Consider the following 17,572-nt stretch of genomic DNA (forward strand, 5'->3'; position numbering starts at 1 on the left):
GCCATGGGCCGTACGGGAGCCGTGCCCACCATCAAGGACGTCGCCTTGGCCGCTGGCGTCTCGGTGGGCACGGTCTCGCGTTATCTCAACGGGGGCAACGCTCGCCCACAGAACGCCGAGCGCATTGAGGACGCCGTGGCCAGCCTTGGCTACCGTCCCAATGCGCTCGGTCGCTATCTGGTGACCGGACGCTCGCGGTCCGTGGGCGTGCTTGTGCCCAACGCGGCCAACGTGTTTGCCGCAACCATCCTGTCTGGCCTGCAGCTGGCCTTCGAGAAGCAGGGCTACACGGCCCTGTTCATGGACTACCGGCAGTCGAGCGGCCTGCTCGAGCGAAAGGTCGACGTTCTGCTCTCGCGCAGCGTGGACGGCCTCGTGGTGCTCACGAGCGAGATGCGAACGGACGAGTACGAGTTCCTGGCAGACGTGGGCGTGCCGCTCGTGGTGCTGGACAACCCGCTTGAGGCCGCGGGCGTGGAATCCGTGATCGTCGACAACCGCACCGCAGCCCGCGAGTTGGTGGGGTCCATGCTCGACGCCGGGCACGAGCGTGTGGGCATCATCTGCATGTCACGGTCCACGTATGTGGGCGAGCAGCGCTACCTGGGCTGGGCCGACGCGTTGGAGGAGCGCGGGCTCTCGGTTCATGCGGAAGACGTCTGCGAGGTTGCCGCCTCGAAGCGCGAGGGCAGGGATGCCATGGACGTCCTGCTCGCGCGCGGGCAGGTCACAGGCGTTTACGCGAGTAACTACTACCTCACGCTCGGAGCCTTGCGAGCCCTTGCCGAGCGCGGCTTGTCCGCCGGGGTAGACGTGGGGTTTGCCTCCTTCGACGACTTCGACTTTGGCGATGTCCTGCTGCCTCCGCTCAGCACGGTGGCACAGCCCACCGGTGCCATGGCAAGGATGGCGGCAGACCTGCTGGTGCAGCAGATGGCGGGGCCGTCCGCATCGGGCGGGACGCATGTGCTGCGCAGCGAGGTGAGCGTCACACCCTCCGTGGCGGGCGGGCTTGGCGGTGCGGTCACCAGCTTTGCTGACCTCGCGAGCGCCTACATCTAGCGCATGAATCGCGTGAGGCCTGTGCCGCTGCTTGCTCTTGTGACCTTGCGAGCGCATGCATCTAGGCTAGGGTCACCGGGACGAGTCTGCGAGGTTGCGCTATGATGTCCCCCGGCGATGACGGAGAGGGCTGCGCGTCGCGTCTTCCCGGGACAAGAGAGGGAGCTCACTGGCTGAGAGGTTCCCACTGGGTTGGACGAGCGGCGTTCACTCCACCAGCCGCGACCTGAACGGTCGCCTGGGCGCAGGTGTCCGGGCGATGCCAGTAGGGAAGCCGTTCGTTCCACGACACGGAACCAAAGTGGGCACGTCGGGCACGCCAAAGGCGCACATCCGACGGCCAAGCAAGGTGGTACCGCGGAAATCTCCGCCCTTGTTTGCGCAGAAGCGCAGGCAGGGGCGGTTTTTTGTTGCCTTGGCGCGACGGCCCTAGGGCCGCCGCACGCGGGGTGGCAGAAGGCGAGGCGGGCGAGAGCCCGCGCACGAAAGGGGCACAGCACATGTCAATCATCGACGACCTCAAGGCCATCGAGGCCGAGGCGCACGAGGGAATCTTCGGGGCGGGCGACCTTGCCAACCTGGACAAGATTCGCGTTGCCGTCACCGGCAAGAAGGGGTCGCTCACGGGCGTTCTGCGTCAGATGGGCAAGCTCTCGCCGCAGGAGCGCCCGCAGGTGGGCAAGCTCGCCAACGAGGTTCGCAATCGCGTTGAGGCGGCGCTTGAGCAGCGTCGCCACGAGCTCGAGCACGCCGCGCTCGAGGCGCGCATCGCCGCCGACTCCGTTGACGTGACCCTGCCGGGCCGCGTCCCCACCGTGGGCAGCGAGCACCTCATCTCCCAGATCATCGAGGAGATGGAGCAGATCTTCTGCGGCATGGGTTACACCGTCGAGGACGGCCCCTACGTGGAGACGAGCTACAACAACTTCACGGCGCTCAACGCCCCGCTCGACCACCCCAGCCGTAGCGCCCGCGATACCTTCTACGTCGTGGACAACAACCCCGGATCGCTCGATTACTCCGAGGTCCACGCCAATGGCGAGAGCGACATCCTCCTGCGCACGCAGACCTCCGGCGTCCAGATTCGCACGATGCTCAAGCAGAAGCCGCCCATCTACATGATTGCCCCGGGCACGGTCTTCCGTCCGGACACGCCCGATGCCTGCCACCTTCCGCAGTTCAACCAGATCGAGGGCCTCGTGGTGGACGAGGGCATCACCTTCGGCGACCTCAAGGGCACGCTGGACTACTTCATCCGCGAGATGTTTGGCAAGGACCGTGCCACGCGCTACCGCCCACACTTCTTCCCATTCACCGAGCCCAGCTGCGAGGTGGACGTGAGCTGCGGCGTGTGCCACGGAGAGGGCTGCCGCTTCTGCAAGGGCACCGGGTGGCTCGAGATCCTGGGCTGCGGCATGGTGGACCCGAACGTCCTCGACAACTGCGGCGTCGACCACGAGAAGTACACCGGCTTCGCCTTTGGCATCGGCGCCGAGCGCGTGGCGGCGCTTCGCTACAACCTCCCCGACCTCCGCATGCTCATGACGGGCGACGAGCGCTTCCTCAAGCAGTTCTGAGGCCGTGCCTGACCTCGTCAGTCGCACCCTCAGAATCACTGACGAGCGGTTTTACCTCGCAGGTTAAACACAAGCCCTGCGCTTCGGGGCTTGCCTTTCCGAGAAGCACTTCGCCGACGTGGACGTCGGGCCGCAGGTGGGCCCGAGCCGGCACATTCCGCAGGCGTCAAACGCCTCTGTTGTGTCATGGCAACTTCGCTGAGGACGTGCCAAGCGGGCCCGCCTGCGGTCCGGGGAACGGGAAAGGCCAACAAGAACGAACGCGCACAGAAAGGCATAGACATGCGCATCTCATATGAGTGGCTGGGTTCGATGGTTGACCTGCCAGATGATCCGAAGGTCCTGTACCGCGAACTCATTCGCACCGGAACCGAGGTCGAGACGATCGAGAACGTAGGTGAGCACCTCGACCACGTGGTCATCGGCCAGGTGGTCTCCAAGCAGCCGCACCCCGACTCGGACCACATGTGGCTCTGCAAGGTCTCCGTGGGCGACCAGAACACGGACGCCGAGGGCAACCCCGCTCCTCTGCAGATTGTCTGCGGCGCCCAGAACTTCAATGAGGGCGACAAGATCGTCGTGGCCATGATTGGCGCCGTGCTCCCCGGTGACTTCAAGATCAAGAAGAGTAAGCTCCGCGGCGTGGAGTCCTGCGGCATGAACTGCTCCGAGCGCGAGCTTGGCCTCGGCGGCGATCACTCCGGCATCATGATTCTGCCGCCGGACGCCCCCGTGGGCATGCCGTTCTCGCAGTACCACGGCACGAGCGACGTCGTGCTCGACTGCGAGATCACGCCCAACCGCCCCGACTGCCTCTCCTACGTGGGCATGGCCACCGAGGTGGGTGCCGTGCTGGACGAGGACACGCACATCGAGCTGCCGGCCATTGCGAGCGAGGAAGGTCCGCGCTCGGCCGACCTCGTGGACGTGCGCATCGACGCCACCGAGCTCTGCAGCCGCTACGTGGCGCGCGTCGTTCGCGGCGTGAAGATCGGCCCCAGCCCCGAGTGGTTGGCTCGCCGTGTCATCGCCGCCGGTAGCCGACCCATCAACAACGTCGTGGACGTCACCAACTACGTGATGTACCTCACGGGCCAGCCGCTGCACGCCTTTGACCTGGGCAAGCTTTCCGAGCGCGACGGCAAGCGCCACATCGTGGTGCGCGCCGTCGAGGAGGGCGAGGAGCTCACCACGCTCGACGGCCAGGAGCGCGCGCTCACGAGCGACATGGCCGTCATCTCCGACGACGGCGGCCGCGCGGTGGCGCTGGCGGGTGTCATGGGCGGCCTCAACTCCGAGATTGACGACACCACGGTCGACGTCCTGCTCGAGAGCGCCTGCTTCGACAAGAGCCACATCTCCCGCACGAGCCGCAACCTCAACCTCATGAGCGAGGCTTCCATCCGCTTCGAGCGCCAGGTGGACGCTGCCTCCTGCGACGAGGTTGTCGACATCGCCGCCGCCCTGTTCGAGAGCTGCTGCGGCGCAACCGTGTGCCGCGGCCGCGTGGACGAGTACCCCGCGCCCGTCGAGGCAGCGCAGATCACCTTGCGTCCCGAGCGCGTGCGCACCGTGTGCGGCGCCCCCATCACCGATGACGAGATGGCGCACCTGCTCGAGCGCCTCGGCTGCGCCGTGGTGCCGAAGCGCGACGGCGTGCTGCAGGTGGTTGCTCCCACGAGCCGCCCGGACCTCGCCCGCGAGGCCGACCTCATCGAGGAGGTCCTCCGCCTGTGGGGCATGGACCGCGTCGAGGCCACCCTGCCCGGTGCCAAGAACCACCATGGCGGCCTCACCGTGGATCAGCAGCGCAGCCAGCTCATTGGCGAGACGCTCCGTGCCTGCGGTCTCTCCCAGACGTTCACCTACAGCTTTGCCCAGGATGGCGACCTCGAGCGCACCCAGATTTCCGAGACGGGCCGCGGCGTGCCGGTGCGCATCATGAACCCGCTGCTGGCCGACCAGAGCGAGATGCGTCGCTCCATCCTGCCGGGGCTGCTGCGCTCTGTGGCCTACAACCTGGACCATGGCGTGGAGAACGTGGCGCTTTACGAGCAGGGTCGCGTGTTCTTTGGCCACGAGAAGCGCACCCTTCCCGACGAGCCGCACTACGTTGCCGGCGTGCTTGCCGGCGCCTGGGGCGAGGACGGTTGGAACGAGAAGCGCGCCAAGCTGGACTTCTTTGACGCCAAGGGCGTCGTGGAGCGTCTGCTTTCTGCGCTGCGCATCACTAAGGTGCGCTTCAAGGCCGCCAAGCCGGAGGAGTACCCCTGGCTGCAGCCGGGCCGTGCGGCCGAGGTTTATGCCGAGGGCGAGCTGCTGGGCTGGGTGGGCAACGTCCACCCGAGCTCGCTTGCGAACTTTGGCATCAACGAGGATGTCGTTGCCTTTGAGCTCTCCGAGGCGCATCTGCTGCGCCTGGCCAAGCGCGAGCTTCCCTACGTTGACGTGCCCACGATGCCTGCCATCACACACGACCTGGCCATCGTCGTGGACGAGGATGTAAGCTGCGAGACGCTCGAGCAGCGCATGACGAGCGCGGGCGGCAAGCTGCTCGAGGGCGCCCGCCTGTTCGACGTCTACCGCGACCCGATTCGCGTGGGCGTGGGCAAGAAGTCCATGGCCTTTGAGCTCACGTACCGTGCGGCCGATCACACCCTCACGAGCGAGGAGGTGGAGAAGGCGCACGAGAAGCTCGTCAAGAAGGTGTGCCGCTCCACCGGCGGCGAGGTGCGTGGGTAGCGCTTGCCCTCGTCCGACGTACGGTGCCTGGCATACCTGCCTGGCGATCGGCGTCTGACGGTTGATGCCCTGCGTAATGGCCTGACGTTGGATGACGCCCGGCAAAGCGGCCTGATGGAGGCCTGCGGGCCGCCCTGACGGGTTTGCATTGTGCCCAGCTGGAGCAAAGAGCGCTCCAGAAATCGCACAAGCGCAAACCCTACCGGGTGCCCTGCGGGCCTCCTGCCGTTTCATGTACTTCGGCGTCGGATGACTCGCAGGCCGTAACCCGAAGGCCGTGCTCTGGCAGGCCGTGCTTCCCTGGCACCTTCTCGTCTTCCCATTCGCGCAATCGAGAATTACGGAATAAGATGTAAGCAGTTTTGATTGCGAACGAAAGTCCATTGATTTCGTTGTGCCGCTGAGGCATAACGAGTGCATAGGGAAGTGCCATGGGTCCTCGTGACAATAAGATATTGGAGATCCTCAACGAGCGACATCGCGTGGAGGTGTCTGAGCTCGCGTCCGAGATTGGTGTCTCTGAGGTTACGATGCGCAAGGATCTCACAAGTCTCGAGGCGCGCGGCATCGTGCAGCGCGAGCACGGGTTTGCCCTGCTTGCGAGCCGCGATGACATCAATGGCAGGCTTGCCTACCACTACGACGAGAAGCTTCGCATCGCGCATGCGGCCCTGGCGCTCGTGAACGACGGCGATACCGTCATGATCGAGAGCGGCAGTTGCTGCGTGCTGCTCGCGCAGGCAATCGTCGAGGGCCGCAGGGACGTGCAGATAATCACGAACAGCGCCTTTATCGCGGATTACGTGCGCTCTTGCCCCACGTCCAAGGTGACCTTGCTGGGTGGTGACTACCAGAAGGACTCGCAGGTGACGGTGGGCCCCATGCTTCGCCGTTGCGCCGAGGAATTTTGCGTTGACCGCCTGTTCGTGGGCGTTGATGGCTGGAGTGTCAAGCTTGGCTTTACGAATGACGACCTGCTCCGTGCGGAGGCCATTCGTGACATGGCCCGCCAAGCCGAGGAAGTCATCGTGCTCACCGAGAGTGGGAAGTTCACGCGTCACGGCGTGGTGCCGCTCCGTCTCGCAGGCCAAATCTCGCGGGTGGTCACGGACGCCGCGCTGGACCCTGCCTCTCGGAAGGCCCTCGAGGCGTCCGGGATTGTGGTCACTACGGCCGAGTAGCCCAGACGTAGGTTCTGCCGAAGCTGGGCCGGCTGGATGCCTCGGGCGGACGGTAACCGCTCTCACAAGCAGGCAATAGAGTTTTTCGAGCCGTTCGCAGACGTCTCTGCAAGCAGCCCTCTCAGAGTCCTCGAAATTGGCTGCGGCTGTTTCCGCGAATAGCTTCTGGGGAAACGCAACGGCACCTAGAGGAACGCGTCGACTCCGCGAGCTGCCAGTCCCGTGCGCAGGTCATTGAGGTCCTCGGGGTGCAGCGCCTTCACGCCGGCAAGCCCATAGTCGCGCTGCAGCAGCTCGTACTTGTTCTCGCCAAACTGGTGGAAGGGGAGAAGCTGACAGCGCGGTATGCCCGCCTCGTGTAAGATGCGCGCAAAGCCCTCTGCCGCCTGCATCGGACGCTCCGCATCGAAGTTGAAGCCTGGAATCACCGGTATACGCGGCAGCACCTCCTTGCCCGCCGCGACCGCATACTTCAGGTTCTCGAGGATGTGTGCGTTGGATACGCCCGTACCCTCGCGATGACGCTCGTCGTCCCAGTGCTTCACATCAAAGAGCAGGTAGTCGAGGTGCTCGGCCACGCGCGCAAACACCTCGGGCGGGGCATAGCCCGTGGTCTCGATGGCCGTGTGAACGCCATGCTCGTGCAGGGCCTTGAGCAGGTTCACGCTGAACTCGGGCCACAGGAGCGCCTCGCCGCCCGAAAGCGTCACGCCGCCTTCGCTCTGCTCGTAAAACGGCAGGTCCTGGAGGCACACGCGCAGCACGTCATCCACATCCCGCTCGCGGCCCACCAGCTCGAGGGCTCTCCCGGGGCAGGCCTCGACGCACTCCGGATGCTCGCCGGCGCGACTGGCGTCGAGGACAACACGTTCGCCGTCGAGGCGAATCGTCCCGTCCCCGCAGAGTCGCGCGCACGTGCCGCAACGGCGGCACTTGCCGGCATCCCATTCGAGCTGGGGACGCCTGAGCTGGCTTTCTGGATTGGCGCACCAAGCGCAGCGAAGCGGGCACCCCTTGAGAAACACCACCGTGCGGATGCCCGGCCCGTCGTTCAGGCTGAACTTCTGGATGTTGAAGACGATGGCGCGTTGGCCGTCCATGGTGCCTTCCTTCTGGAGTCAGGGGTTCAGGGTCACGTGCCGGAACATGCATATGCAGTGTCATATACTTACGAATGAAATTATAAACGATTACGAACGTTGACATTGCGGCAATCTGGCGCGATACTGACCCCAGAACAAAGGTTGACGGGCCCAGATGGGGCCACGTCGCACGCGAGGGCGAGGAGTCCGCATGTCCAGCCAAACACCGCAGGAGCACTTCGGCCAGCTTACGCCGCGCATGGAGAGCTTCCGTGACCAGCTGCTCGACGCCAAGCCGCAGGTAGACGTTGAGCGCGCCATCATCACCACCCAGGTCTACCGCGACTGCGCAGACCAGCCCCTCGCCCTCAAGCGTGCCGTCATGCTCAAGCGGGTCCTTGAGGAGATGACCATCTTCATCGAGCCGGAGACCCTCATCGCCGGCAATCAGGCGTCCTCCAACCGCGGCGCCCCCATCTTCCCCGAGTACGCCATGAGCTGGGTCATCGACGAGTTGGACAAGTTCGACAAGCGCGATGGCGACCGCTTCTACATCACCGAGGAGAACAAGCAGAAGCTTCGCGACATCGCGCCGTTCTGGGAGCACAACACGCTGCTGGACCGCGGCCTTGCCGCCTTCCCGCCCCACTCCAAGCTCTTCTATGACCTGGGCATCATCAAGAGCGAGGGCAACATCACCTCGGGCGATGCCCATTGTGCCGTGGACTATGGACGCCTCCTGCGTGAGGGGCTCGAAACATACGCCCGTCGCGCCCAGGCCAAGCTCGACGAGCTCGACCTCACGGACTATCGCAACATCCACAAGAGCTACTTCTACCGCGCTGTCCTTATCGTGGTGGAGGCCATGCGGACCTTCGCGGGCCGCTATGCGGCGCTGGCCCGCGAGCAGGCGGAGCAGGCGCGAGTCGCCGGCAACCTCGGCCGTGCCAACGAGCTCGTGCAGATGGCCGAGGCGCTCGACCGCGTGCCCTATGAGCCTGCCCGCACCCTGAGCGAGGCCGTGCAATCCGTGTGGCTCACGCACCTCGTGTTGCAGATTGAGTCCAACGGCCACAGCCTCTCCTATGGCCGCATGGACCAGTATCTCTGGCCCTTCTACGAGGCAGACCTGGCGGCTGGCCGCGTCACGGAGGCCGAGGCCGACGAGCTCATGTGCAACCTCTGGCTTAAGACCTACACCATCAACAAGATTCGCTCCTGGAGCCACACGCAGTTCTCCGCCGGTAGCCCGCTCTATCAGAATGTCACCGTTGGTGGCCAGAGGCTCGTGGACGGCGAGCCTCGGGACGCCACCAACCCCATGAGCTGGCTCATCCTCAAGAGCGTGGCACAGTGTCACCTCACGCAGCCCAACCTCACGGTTCGCTACCACAAGAACCTCCCAGCAGACTTCATGGCCGAGGCCATCGAGGTCGTGCGCTGCGGCTTTGGCATGCCTGCCTTCAATGACGATGAGGTCATCATCCCGAGCTTCATCGACAAGGGCGTGAGTCGCAAGGACGCGTACAACTACTCCGCCATCGGCTGCGTGGAGACGGCGGTGCCGGGCAAGTGGGGCTATCGCTGCACGGGCATGAGCTTCCTCAACTTCCCCAAGGCCCTGCTCATTGCCATGAATGACGGCGTGGACCCGGCGAGTGGCACCAAGCTGGCGGAGGGCGTGGGACACTTCCGCGACTTCACGAGCTTCGATGACGTCATGCGCTGCTGGGACAAGGTCATCCGCGAGATGGCGCGCCAGTGCGTGATCATCGACGCCACGTGCGACATGGTGCTCGAGCAGGACACGGCAGATATCCTCTGCAGCGCCCTCACGGACGACTGTATCGAGCGCGGTCTCAACATGAAGGAGGGCGGTGCGGTCTACGACTTCATCTCCGACCTGCAGGTGGGCATCGCCAACCTCGCCGACAGCCTGGCGGCCATGAAGAAGGTCGTATTCGAGGACGGTGCCGTGACGCCGTCCCAGCTCTGGGATGCCCTCATGAGCGATTATGCCGGCGAGGAGGGCGAGCGCATCCGCCAGCTCATGGCTGACGCGCCCAAGTACGGTAACGATGACGACTACGTGGACTCGCTCGTGCGCGAGGCGTATGACATCTACATCGACGAGATGAAGAAGTACCACAACACGCGCTACGGCCGTGGTCCCATTGGCGGTACCTACTATGCCGGCACGAGCTCCATCTCCGCTAACGTTCCGCAGGGCGCGGGCACGCTCGCCACGCCTGACGGCCGTTACGCCGGCGAGCCTTTGGCGGAGGGGTGCAGCCCGAGCCATGCCGCAGACACCAATGGCCCCACCGCCGTGTTCAAGAGCGTCTCCAAGCTTCCGACAGAGGACATCACGGGCGGCGTGCTGCTCAACCAGAAGGTGACCCCGCAGGTGCTCTCCAAGCCCGAGAACCGCCTGAAGCTCGAGATGCTCGTGCGCACGTTCTTCGACCGTCTGCACGGCTATCACGTGCAGTTCAACGTCGTGAGCAAGGAAACCCTGCTGGATGCCCAGGTGCACCCCGAGAAGCACCGCGACCTCATCGTGCGCGTGGCCGGCTACAGCGCCTTCTTCAACGTTCTGTCCAAGGCCACCCAAGACGACATCATCGAGCGCACCGAGCAGGCCCTCTAAACCAAGCCGGCGATGTCGTAGCCGCGCGCGAGTAGGGCACCTTCTGCAAAGGTGACCAGGGCGCGAGCTGCGGGGAGCCATACGCGAGGGCCAAGGGACTTGCGTAGCAAGTGACCAGAGCGTATGGCTCCCCGCAGCTCGCACCCGCTGGGACCTCATGTGCGGCGCCCTCGCCCTCGCGCGCGTCCCCGTGCTACCATCCACCGTATGCCGAGCTGGAACGTACATACCGCGCACGTCCAGAGGCTCCTCCGCGAGGGGAGCCCCTCTTCGCTTGGCATTCGGGACGTCAACGCGTTCCTCTTTGGCAACTTCGTGCCCGATATCAACGTGGGCTACATGGTCCCCAATCCCTCGGGCATCCTGCCGTATCGCCTCACGCACTTTGCCGCAGCGGCGCACATCCCCATTCCGGGCGAGCGCGAGTTCTGGGACACATACGTGGAGCCCAGGCTGCCCGTTCCAGACGAGGTGCCCATTGCGCCCGCACCTATCTCGGTGGAGGAGTCCGTTCGGCTCATTCGCGCGGGAAAGCGCTTCGAGCTGCCGGCAACGCCCGAGCGGCACGCGGAGGTCGTGGCGCGCCTGTCTGCGCACGATTACCGAGCGTCAGACGAGGTTCTTGGCGCCTGGGCGCACCTGCTGTGTGACAACGCCTACAACAGCGCCACGCGCGCCTGGCTGCGCGAGTACGACGTGCCCACGGGGGAGGAGACCCGCGTCCGCAAGCAGGATGACTTCCTCAAGTTTGGTCGAACGCTGCCCATCACGCTGCACTGCGAGGTGACGGCTGAGCTGCTGGCCCAGGCGGCGGCGTTCCCGCAGTATGCAGTCAACGAAGCCGATGCCCGTGCGGCCGTGGCATCCTCCAACGACATCGTTACAGACAACCAGGAGAACCACATCTCTGGCACACCCGACTACAGCCTGTTTCGCGAGGACTTCTTCCACGAGGTGTTCGAACATGCCACCGAGTGCATCTACGACCGCCTGACCGCCTACGCCAAGCGGCACGGAGCTTAGCTGGGCGTGCTGCCGGCCGTCGATCTGCGCCAAGCGGCACGGAGCTTAGTCGTGCATGCCCCCGTCCGCATCTACGATCGCCTGACCGCCTACGCCAAGCGACATGGGTCCTAGTCAAACATCCCATCGCTTGGATCTTCAGTCGCCTGAGGACCTTGTTCACGTGACGCGAAGCCAAGATGCGTTGGGAACAGGGCCATTTGACCCCGAATGACATTCCGAAATAACCGCTGTTTCCGGTAAGAAAAGCTCGTAATGCGGTGCAACCCGCAATGTCATTTGCATCTGAAACCTACCTTTTCGCAGGTAGACGATGGTTGACCAGTTGGATTAATGGCGGCATGGCGCTTGATGCGCGCAAGCACCGCGCGGTAAACTACGGCCGTTAGTCAAGTTGGGTGCGCCGGGAGGCCACACCATTCGGGCGGAATCGTCCAAGCGAATGCGCGGCAGGAGACACGTATGTCGGACTTCGAAAAGAAGGACACCTCCCTGCTCTATGTGCAGGTGGCAGACTACGTTCGCGAGAAGATTTACTCCAAGGAATGGGGTGTTGACGAGCGCATCCCGTCTGAGCACGAGCTCATGGCCATGCTGCACCTTTCGCGCGGCACTGTGCAAAAGGGCATTCGCTCGCTCGTCGAGGAGGGCCTGCTCGTTCAGCAGCGCGGTCGCGGCACCTTTGTCATCCAGCCCGTCATGGCGCGCCCGTCGGGCAACAAGCTGCACTCCTTTGCGGAATCCATGACGGAGCAGGGCGTCCACTTCATTACCAAGGTGGTTGACAGACGCATGGGCAAGGCCAATCGGGTCTGCGCCCAGTTTCTTGAGATTAACGAGGGAGACCCGTACCTCTATCTCATGCGTGTCCGTTTTGTTGCCGAAGAGCCGGTCATGCTAATCGAGAGCCGCATTAACCTTAAGGCGTGTCCGGGACTCGAGAGCGCTGACTTTGAGAAAGAGAGCCTGTTCTGTGCCGTTGAGCGCACGAGTGGGCAGAAGGTTGGCACGGCCGAGATGACCTACAGCGCTCGTGCCGCCGGCAAGCGACGCGGTCGTTGGCTGGAGTGCGGCGAGCGTTCTCCCGTGCTCGACCTCGACCAGCTTGTTCGCCTGGAGGATGGTACGCCGGTCGAGTGGGGCAGCGTCTGGCTTCCTGCCAACCGTTGCGTCATCAACTGCACCACGACGCGCTAGGTATCTCGGGACAAAAGAGGGCCCGCAGCCGGTGGCTGCGGGCCCTCCTGCGCATACTGCTGGTCTTGCCCTAACTAGATCTGGGCAACCATGACCATGTTGGTGCTGGTGATGTAGTCGCCCTGGGAGGGAGCGGTGTTGGGGTCACCAGCGGTGAGGACAACCATGTCGCCCTCCTGCACCAGGTTGTTGCCCTTGGCAACGACGAGCGCGTGGTCGACCGTGGCGCTAAGGGAGCCCTGGGCAATGCCCTTGAGCACCGTGACGCCCCAGTAGAAGCAGCACTTACGCACGGTCGTCTCGTGCGGGGATACGGCGTAGACCGGCAGGCTCGGACGGAAGTTCGAGATCAGGCGAGCGGTGCGGCCAGACTCGGTGGGGGCGATGATGCACTTGGCGTTCACACGGTTGGCCGTGGTCACGGCAGCGAAGCCGATGGCACCGTTGACGTCGCGGACGCCGCCGCGCTCGTGGTACTGGTGACGCTCGGGGAGGTACTGCTCGGTCTCGCGGCAGATGGAGGCCATCATCTTCACGGCCTCGACCGGGTACTTACCGGCGGCAGACTCGCCGGAGAGCATGACGCAGTCCGTTCCGTCCATGATGGCGTTGGCAACGTCGTTGACCTCGGCTCGCGTCGGGCGCGGGTTGCGGATCATGGAGTCGAGCATCTGCGTGGCGGTGATGACGGGCTTGTAGGCCTCGTTGCACTTGCGAATCATTTCCTTTTGCGCGTGCGGCACCTTCTCGGGCGGAATCTCGATGCCCAGGTCGCCGCGGGCAACCATGATGCCGCTGGAGTGCTCGAGGATGTCATCGAAGTTCTCGATGCCGAGGGCGCACTCGATCTTCGGGTAGATGGAGACTTTGTCGCGACCGTGCTCCTTGCAGATCTGGCGAATCTCCTCGACGCCCTTGCCGTCGCGGATGAAGGAGGCGGCGATGGCGTCAATGCCCAGCTCGCAGCCGAAGATGATGTCCTCGCGGTCGCGCTCGGTGACGGCCGGCAGGGAGATGTCGACGCCCGGGATGTTCACGCCCTTGCGCTCTCCCAGGTCGCCGGAGTTGGCGAGGGTGCAGTAGATGTCGGTGCCCTCGATCTTGTCGACGTCGAACTCGAGCAGGCCGTCGTCGATCAGGACGCGGTCGCCGGGCTTGAGCTCGTTGGGGAGGTTCTTGAAGTCGAGCGAGAAGCGCTCGTGGTTGCCCACGACGCCGTCGTCGGTGGTGATGATGGTCTTGTCGCCAGTCTCGAAGTGAACCTTCTCGCCGTTCTCGAGGACGCCGGTGCGGACCTCGGGACCCTTGGTGTCGAGCAGGATGGCGATGGGCTTGCCAATCTCCTCGGAGATGCGGCGGACGCGGGCAACGCGCTCGCGGTGCTCGTCGTGGCTGCCGTGGGAGAAGTTGAAGCGGGCAACGTTCATGCCCGCGAGCATCATCTCGCGAAGCTTGTCGTCATCGTCGCAGGCCGGACCCATGGTGCAGACGATCTTGGTCTTCTTGTCTAGCATTCGTTTCCTTTCCTCTGCTGCGAACGGTCTCCGGGAGCCTTTCCCGGGGTCGTGGGCGGGCATTGCTCGCCCCGGTCGAGCGGCTCGGTGCCGCTCGTTGGTGAGTCAAACGATTCACCCGTTCATATGAGAAGCGCCGCCCTTCCGTGTGCAGGCGGCGCGTTGTTGGTCTAGCAGACGACCGAGCGATCCACGAAATCGGTCTTGTTGTCGAAGGCCACGGCGTTCTCGAGGGTCACACGGGCGATCTGGCTCAGGGCCTCCTTGGTGAAGAAGGCCTGGTGGCTCGTCATGACGACGTTGGGGAAGGAGCACAGGCGCGCGGTGACGGAGTCGATGACCTCGCCGGAGTGGTTCTGGTAGACGTTCGCGCCCTCCTCGTCGTACACGTCGAGGCCGGCGGCGCCAATCTTGCCGGAGAGGATGCCGCGGATGAGGGCCTGGGTGTCAACGAGGCCGCCACGGCCGGTGTTCACGAAGATCACGCCGTCCTTCATCTTGGCGATGGACTCGTCGTTGATCATGTGGCGGCTCTCCTCGTTCAGGAACGCGTGGAGAGAGATGAGGTCGCTGCGGCGGTACAGCTCGTCGTAGTCAACGTACTCGTCAACGACATGCTCCTCGTCAACCAGCTTCTGGTTGGGGTAGAGGTCGGAGCCGAGGACGTGCATGCCAAAACCCTTGCAGATGCGGCAGAGGGCGGCGCCGATGCGGCCGGTGCCAATGATGCCGGCGGTCTTGCCGTGGAGCGTCTCGCCCACGAGGCCGGAGAGGTCGAAGTCGTTCTCGCGAACGCGGATGTAGCCCTTGTGGATGCGGCGGTTGGCGCACAGGGCGAGGCCCATGGCGTGCTCGGCGATGGCCTCGGGCGAGTAGGCCGGGACGCGGGTGACCGTCATGCCAAGGTCCTTGGCAACGGGGACGTTCACGGCGTCGAAGCCGGCGCAACGCATGAGGACGAGCTTCACGTCAAAGCCGCGGAGAATCTCGAGCGTCATCGCGTTGGCCTCGGCGTTCACGAACGCGCAGACGGCGTCGTAGCCACGAGCGAGGGAAGCGGTGACGGGCGTGAGGTTGGCCTCCACGTAGTCGATCTTGACGCTGGGATAATCCTTGAGCTCGGCGTCGAACGACTCCTTGTCGTAGTCGCGGGCATCGTAGAACAGGATCTTCATACGGGTCGCTCCTTTGGTCTCGTGGCTACCGCTGAGCGGTGGGCGCCGCGGGGCTTGCCGCCGTGCCCGTGCCTACCAATTACCAACCCCGCATTGTAGTGCATCGGGCGCGCCTGCAAGCGTGAACGGTCGCATCCGTCAAAGAATAATTGCAGATGGAAGGGGTTGTCTACGGCGCAGGGGACATTTGACGCCGCTGCCGGCAACGCATCTTCGTTCGACACTTTGGGCGTCTGCGTTCGACGTGCCCGCCGGCGTCGCGGCGTGTCGGTTTTATGGCGGTGGGTGCGCGCGAGGTGGCGTTCTGCGGCGTGGCGTGCGGGGGAGCGCGCGTGCCGCGGTGCGATGCGCGCCCCGCAGCCTGGCGCGTGGGGCGGGACGGCGTGCGGGGACGGGGCGGATGTGCGTGCTGCGGCGTGACGCGCGACGACCACGGCAGGCGCGCTACTCCTTAAGGAGCCGCCACATGGTGGTGCGGCTGATGCCGAGGGTCTCGGCCGCGCGCGTCTTGTTGCCGTTGCAGCTCTGCAGCACGAGTCTCGCCACGTCGCGCTCGATGTCGGCGAGCGGGCGCAGGAGGTCCAGCGTGGAGCTCTCGCTTGGCGCCGAGGTTGACGAGAAGCGCGCCGTGCGCTCGCGGCCGAGGGCCTCGCGCACGCTCGCGGCCGTGACGCGCCTGCCGTGGCAGGTGGCGAACACCCAGTCCAGCACCTTTCGCAGTTGTAGGTAGTTCCTCGGCCACCGGAATGCCTCAAGCTCGTGCATCGCGGCCTCGCCCACGGCAGGTGGCTGCATGCCCGCCTCGGTTGCCGCATGGGCGAGGTAACCCAGGACGGCCGGGGCCACGCCGTCTGGTCTGGCGCGCAGCGGGGCCACGGTGAGCACGTGGCAGCGGAGCTGCTCGGCAAACACTGCGAGGGCGTCTGGCTCGGAGCCGTCCTCTCGGTCGTTGCCGGAGAGCAGCACGAGGTTGCGCTCGCAGAGGCCCGTCTGCCTGATGATTGTCAGAAGCTCGTGCCAGTGGTCGGACGTGAGGGCGTGCAGGCTCTTGAGGCAGAGGGTCTGCCCGCTCTCGTAGAGCGGGCTCGCGTTGCTCTCCGTAAGGAACTCGAGGCTTCGCTCGCTCAGAAGCGAGCAGTCCACGGAGACGTAGGGTCGCTGCGTGCGGCCGCTCGCAAGGTAGAGGAGCCTCACGATCTGGTCCTTGCCGCTTCCCACCTCGCCTCGGAGCATCACCGGCCGCCCGGAGGCGATGGCCGCCGAGACCTTTCCGGCGACAAGCGCCTCTGCCCCCGTCGCGCGGAACACGCTCTCCGCAAGCCCGCGCTCCACCTCGCCCACGCCGAGGTACTCGATGCCCGCCATGCTCCTGCGCACCAGCTCGCGCGAGCTGGTGACAAAGAACTCCACGTAGCGTGTGCCGTTCGCCTCGATGGAGGCGCGCCTCACGCGCCAGATGCGATGCGCGCGCTGGAGCACCGTGCGCTCCGAACCTTCGGCGAAGCGGCGGCCGATTTCTTCGAGCAGCCACCCCTGGTCCTCGGTGAGGTCCGAGTAGACGAGCTTGCCGCCCTCGTCGCACAGCACGAAGTTGCCGGGCTGGCTCTGGATGATCTGCCAGAGCAGGCGACTTTTCGCCGTGCCCTCGCGCCACTGGCTGAAGTAGAAGCGCACGCGGTCGAGCGCCTGCCGCACGCTCTCGGGTCCCGAGACGAGCAGGCGCGCGTCGAGGCCCCGCTCGCGTGCGGACTCGTAGGAGAAGTTGTCGCACAGGAACGTCTCGTGCCCCGAGGCTGCGAGCTCGTCGAGGGCGATCGGGACCTCGTCGGCAAAGTCCACCGTGCGCACGTCGATGGGGCGGGGGAGGAGGTCGGAGGCCCTCACGAGTTTCGTGAACGTGTTGCCAAAGCCCACCGCGGCGAGGCGAGGGCCCTCGGTGGGGATGCCGCGCGTCTGGCGCAGGACGTCGCCGGTGGAGAGCTCGATCTCCACCACGGGAACAGAGAGCTCTTCCTCAAGGATCTGGGCCGTGCCGCCGCGCGAGATGACGGCGTCGAAGTTCTGCGAGAAGCTCGTGTGCGCCACGGCGAGGCCGCTCTCGAGGTCTCCCACGTGGATGGTGAGGTCGATGTCCGGATAGTCCGGCGTGACGCCCTCCAGAACGGTGGCGAGCCCCGGGTAGGGCGCCACCGCGAGCACCTTTATGCGGTCCATGCGCCGCCTCCTTGTTGTGCCTGCCGTCTGGCGTGGCGGCAACATTCCTCCAGGTGTTTCAAATCTGAACGATACCACGCGTCTGGCACCTTACGGGCGAACGGTTGCGGCCCGATTATCAATGGCGCGGGGAGGCGAGAGGCCGCTCCGCAGAT

General features: G+C 64.9%; 11 protein-coding genes. 7 read left to right on the top strand and 4 right to left on the bottom strand.

Annotation, left to right across the window (positions count from 1 at the left end; all coding sequences use genetic code 11):
- Positions 1 to 3 precede the first annotated feature (3 nt).
- The 4 genes from EFAMC2_RS05080 (at position 4) to EFAMC2_RS05095 (ending at position 6,562) form a co-directional block, all read left to right on the top strand.
- Positions 4 to 1,062, top strand: a complete 1,059-nt coding sequence (locus EFAMC2_RS05080) for a LacI family DNA-binding transcriptional regulator (RefSeq protein ID WP_154027744.1) — start codon at positions 4 to 6, stop codon at positions 1,060 to 1,062.
- 500 nt (positions 1,063 to 1,562) lie between these two features.
- Entirely contained in the window at positions 1,563 to 2,639 is a 1,077-nt protein-coding gene (gene pheS, locus EFAMC2_RS05085; protein ID WP_154027747.1) for a phenylalanine--tRNA ligase subunit alpha, read from the top strand.
- A 282-nt stretch (positions 2,640 to 2,921) separates the two neighbouring features.
- On the top strand, positions 2,922 to 5,381 hold the full coding sequence (gene pheT, locus EFAMC2_RS05090) for a phenylalanine--tRNA ligase subunit beta (RefSeq protein ID WP_154027749.1): 2,460 nt from the start codon (positions 2,922 to 2,924) through the stop codon (positions 5,379 to 5,381).
- A gap of 431 nt (positions 5,382 to 5,812) precedes the next feature.
- A complete protein-coding gene (locus tag EFAMC2_RS05095) occupies positions 5,813 to 6,562 on the top strand; it encodes a DeoR/GlpR family DNA-binding transcription regulator (protein WP_154027751.1) in 750 nt (249 codons plus the stop codon).
- A gap of 185 nt (positions 6,563 to 6,747) precedes the next feature.
- Here EFAMC2_RS05095 and EFAMC2_RS05100 read toward each other — a convergent pair whose 3' ends face one another.
- Positions 6,748 to 7,662, bottom strand: a complete 915-nt coding sequence (locus EFAMC2_RS05100) for a glycyl-radical enzyme activating protein (RefSeq protein ID WP_154027753.1) — start codon at positions 7,660 to 7,662, stop codon at positions 6,748 to 6,750.
- Positions 7,663 to 7,855: 193 nt separating this feature from the next.
- Here EFAMC2_RS05100 and EFAMC2_RS05105 point away from each other — a divergent pair, with 193 nt between their 5' ends.
- The 3 genes from EFAMC2_RS05105 to EFAMC2_RS05115 all read left to right on the top strand — a co-directional run bounded on the left by EFAMC2_RS05105 (position 7,856) and on the right by EFAMC2_RS05115 (position 12,514).
- Positions 7,856 to 10,294 (top strand): glycyl radical protein, encoded by a 2,439-nt coding sequence (locus tag EFAMC2_RS05105; protein ID WP_154027755.1) that lies wholly within the window; start codon positions 7,856 to 7,858, stop codon positions 10,292 to 10,294.
- A gap of 207 nt (positions 10,295 to 10,501) precedes the next feature.
- Positions 10,502 to 11,317, top strand: coding sequence for a hypothetical protein (locus EFAMC2_RS05110; protein ID WP_187325160.1), 816 nt, complete (start codon positions 10,502 to 10,504; stop codon positions 11,315 to 11,317).
- A 462-nt stretch (positions 11,318 to 11,779) separates the two neighbouring features.
- Positions 11,780 to 12,514: a GntR family transcriptional regulator gene (locus EFAMC2_RS05115; protein ID WP_154027759.1), complete on the top strand. Its 735-nt coding sequence runs from the start codon at positions 11,780 to 11,782 to the stop codon at positions 12,512 to 12,514.
- A 74-nt stretch (positions 12,515 to 12,588) separates the two neighbouring features.
- Here the strand turns inward: EFAMC2_RS05115 and pyk are convergent, their stop codons facing one another.
- The 3 genes from pyk to EFAMC2_RS05130 form a co-directional block, all read right to left on the bottom strand.
- Positions 12,589 to 14,028, bottom strand: coding sequence for a pyruvate kinase (gene pyk, locus EFAMC2_RS05120; RefSeq protein ID WP_154027761.1), 1,440 nt, complete (start codon positions 14,026 to 14,028; stop codon positions 12,589 to 12,591).
- 170 nt (positions 14,029 to 14,198) lie between these two features.
- Positions 14,199 to 15,203, bottom strand: a complete 1,005-nt coding sequence (locus EFAMC2_RS05125) for a 2-hydroxyacid dehydrogenase (RefSeq protein ID WP_154027763.1) — start codon at positions 15,201 to 15,203, stop codon at positions 14,199 to 14,201.
- Positions 15,204 to 15,647: 444 nt separating this feature from the next.
- Positions 15,648 to 17,417 carry a sigma-54-dependent transcriptional regulator gene (locus EFAMC2_RS05130; RefSeq protein WP_187325161.1) on the bottom strand — a complete coding sequence of 590 codons (1,770 nt, stop codon included), beginning with the start codon at positions 17,415 to 17,417 and terminating at the stop codon, positions 15,648 to 15,650.
- Positions 17,418 to 17,572 lie beyond the last annotated feature (155 nt).

This window comes from Olsenella uli (genome assembly GCF_901212655.1).
GTDB lineage: Bacteria > Actinomycetota > Coriobacteriia > Coriobacteriales > Atopobiaceae > Parolsenella > Parolsenella uli_A.

Excerpts from the sequence above, each read along its gene's own strand:
- EFAMC2_RS05095 (WP_154027751.1), top strand. The coding sequence starts at position 5,813 with ATGGGTCCTCGTGACAATAAGATATTGGAGATCCTCAACGAGCGACAT.
- pheT (WP_154027749.1), top strand. The coding sequence starts at position 2,922 with ATGCGCATCTCATATGAGTGGCTGGGTTCGATGGTTGACCTGCCAGAT.
- EFAMC2_RS05110 (WP_187325160.1), top strand. The coding sequence starts at position 10,502 with ATGCCGAGCTGGAACGTACATACCGCGCACGTCCAGAGGCTCCTCCGC.
- EFAMC2_RS05100 (WP_154027753.1), bottom strand. The coding sequence starts at position 7,662 with ATGGACGGCCAACGCGCCATCGTCTTCAACATCCAGAAGTTCAGCCTG.
- EFAMC2_RS05115 (WP_154027759.1), top strand. The coding sequence starts at position 11,780 with ATGTCGGACTTCGAAAAGAAGGACACCTCCCTGCTCTATGTGCAGGTG.
- EFAMC2_RS05130 (WP_187325161.1), bottom strand. The coding sequence starts at position 17,417 with ATGGACCGCATAAAGGTGCTCGCGGTGGCGCCCTACCCGGGGCTCGCC.
- EFAMC2_RS05080 (WP_154027744.1), top strand. The coding sequence starts at position 4 with ATGGGCCGTACGGGAGCCGTGCCCACCATCAAGGACGTCGCCTTGGCC.
- EFAMC2_RS05105 (WP_154027755.1), top strand. The coding sequence starts at position 7,856 with ATGTCCAGCCAAACACCGCAGGAGCACTTCGGCCAGCTTACGCCGCGC.
- pheS (WP_154027747.1), top strand. The coding sequence starts at position 1,563 with ATGTCAATCATCGACGACCTCAAGGCCATCGAGGCCGAGGCGCACGAG.
- EFAMC2_RS05125 (WP_154027763.1), bottom strand. The coding sequence starts at position 15,203 with ATGAAGATCCTGTTCTACGATGCCCGCGACTACGACAAGGAGTCGTTC.
- pyk (WP_154027761.1), bottom strand. The coding sequence starts at position 14,028 with ATGCTAGACAAGAAGACCAAGATCGTCTGCACCATGGGTCCGGCCTGC.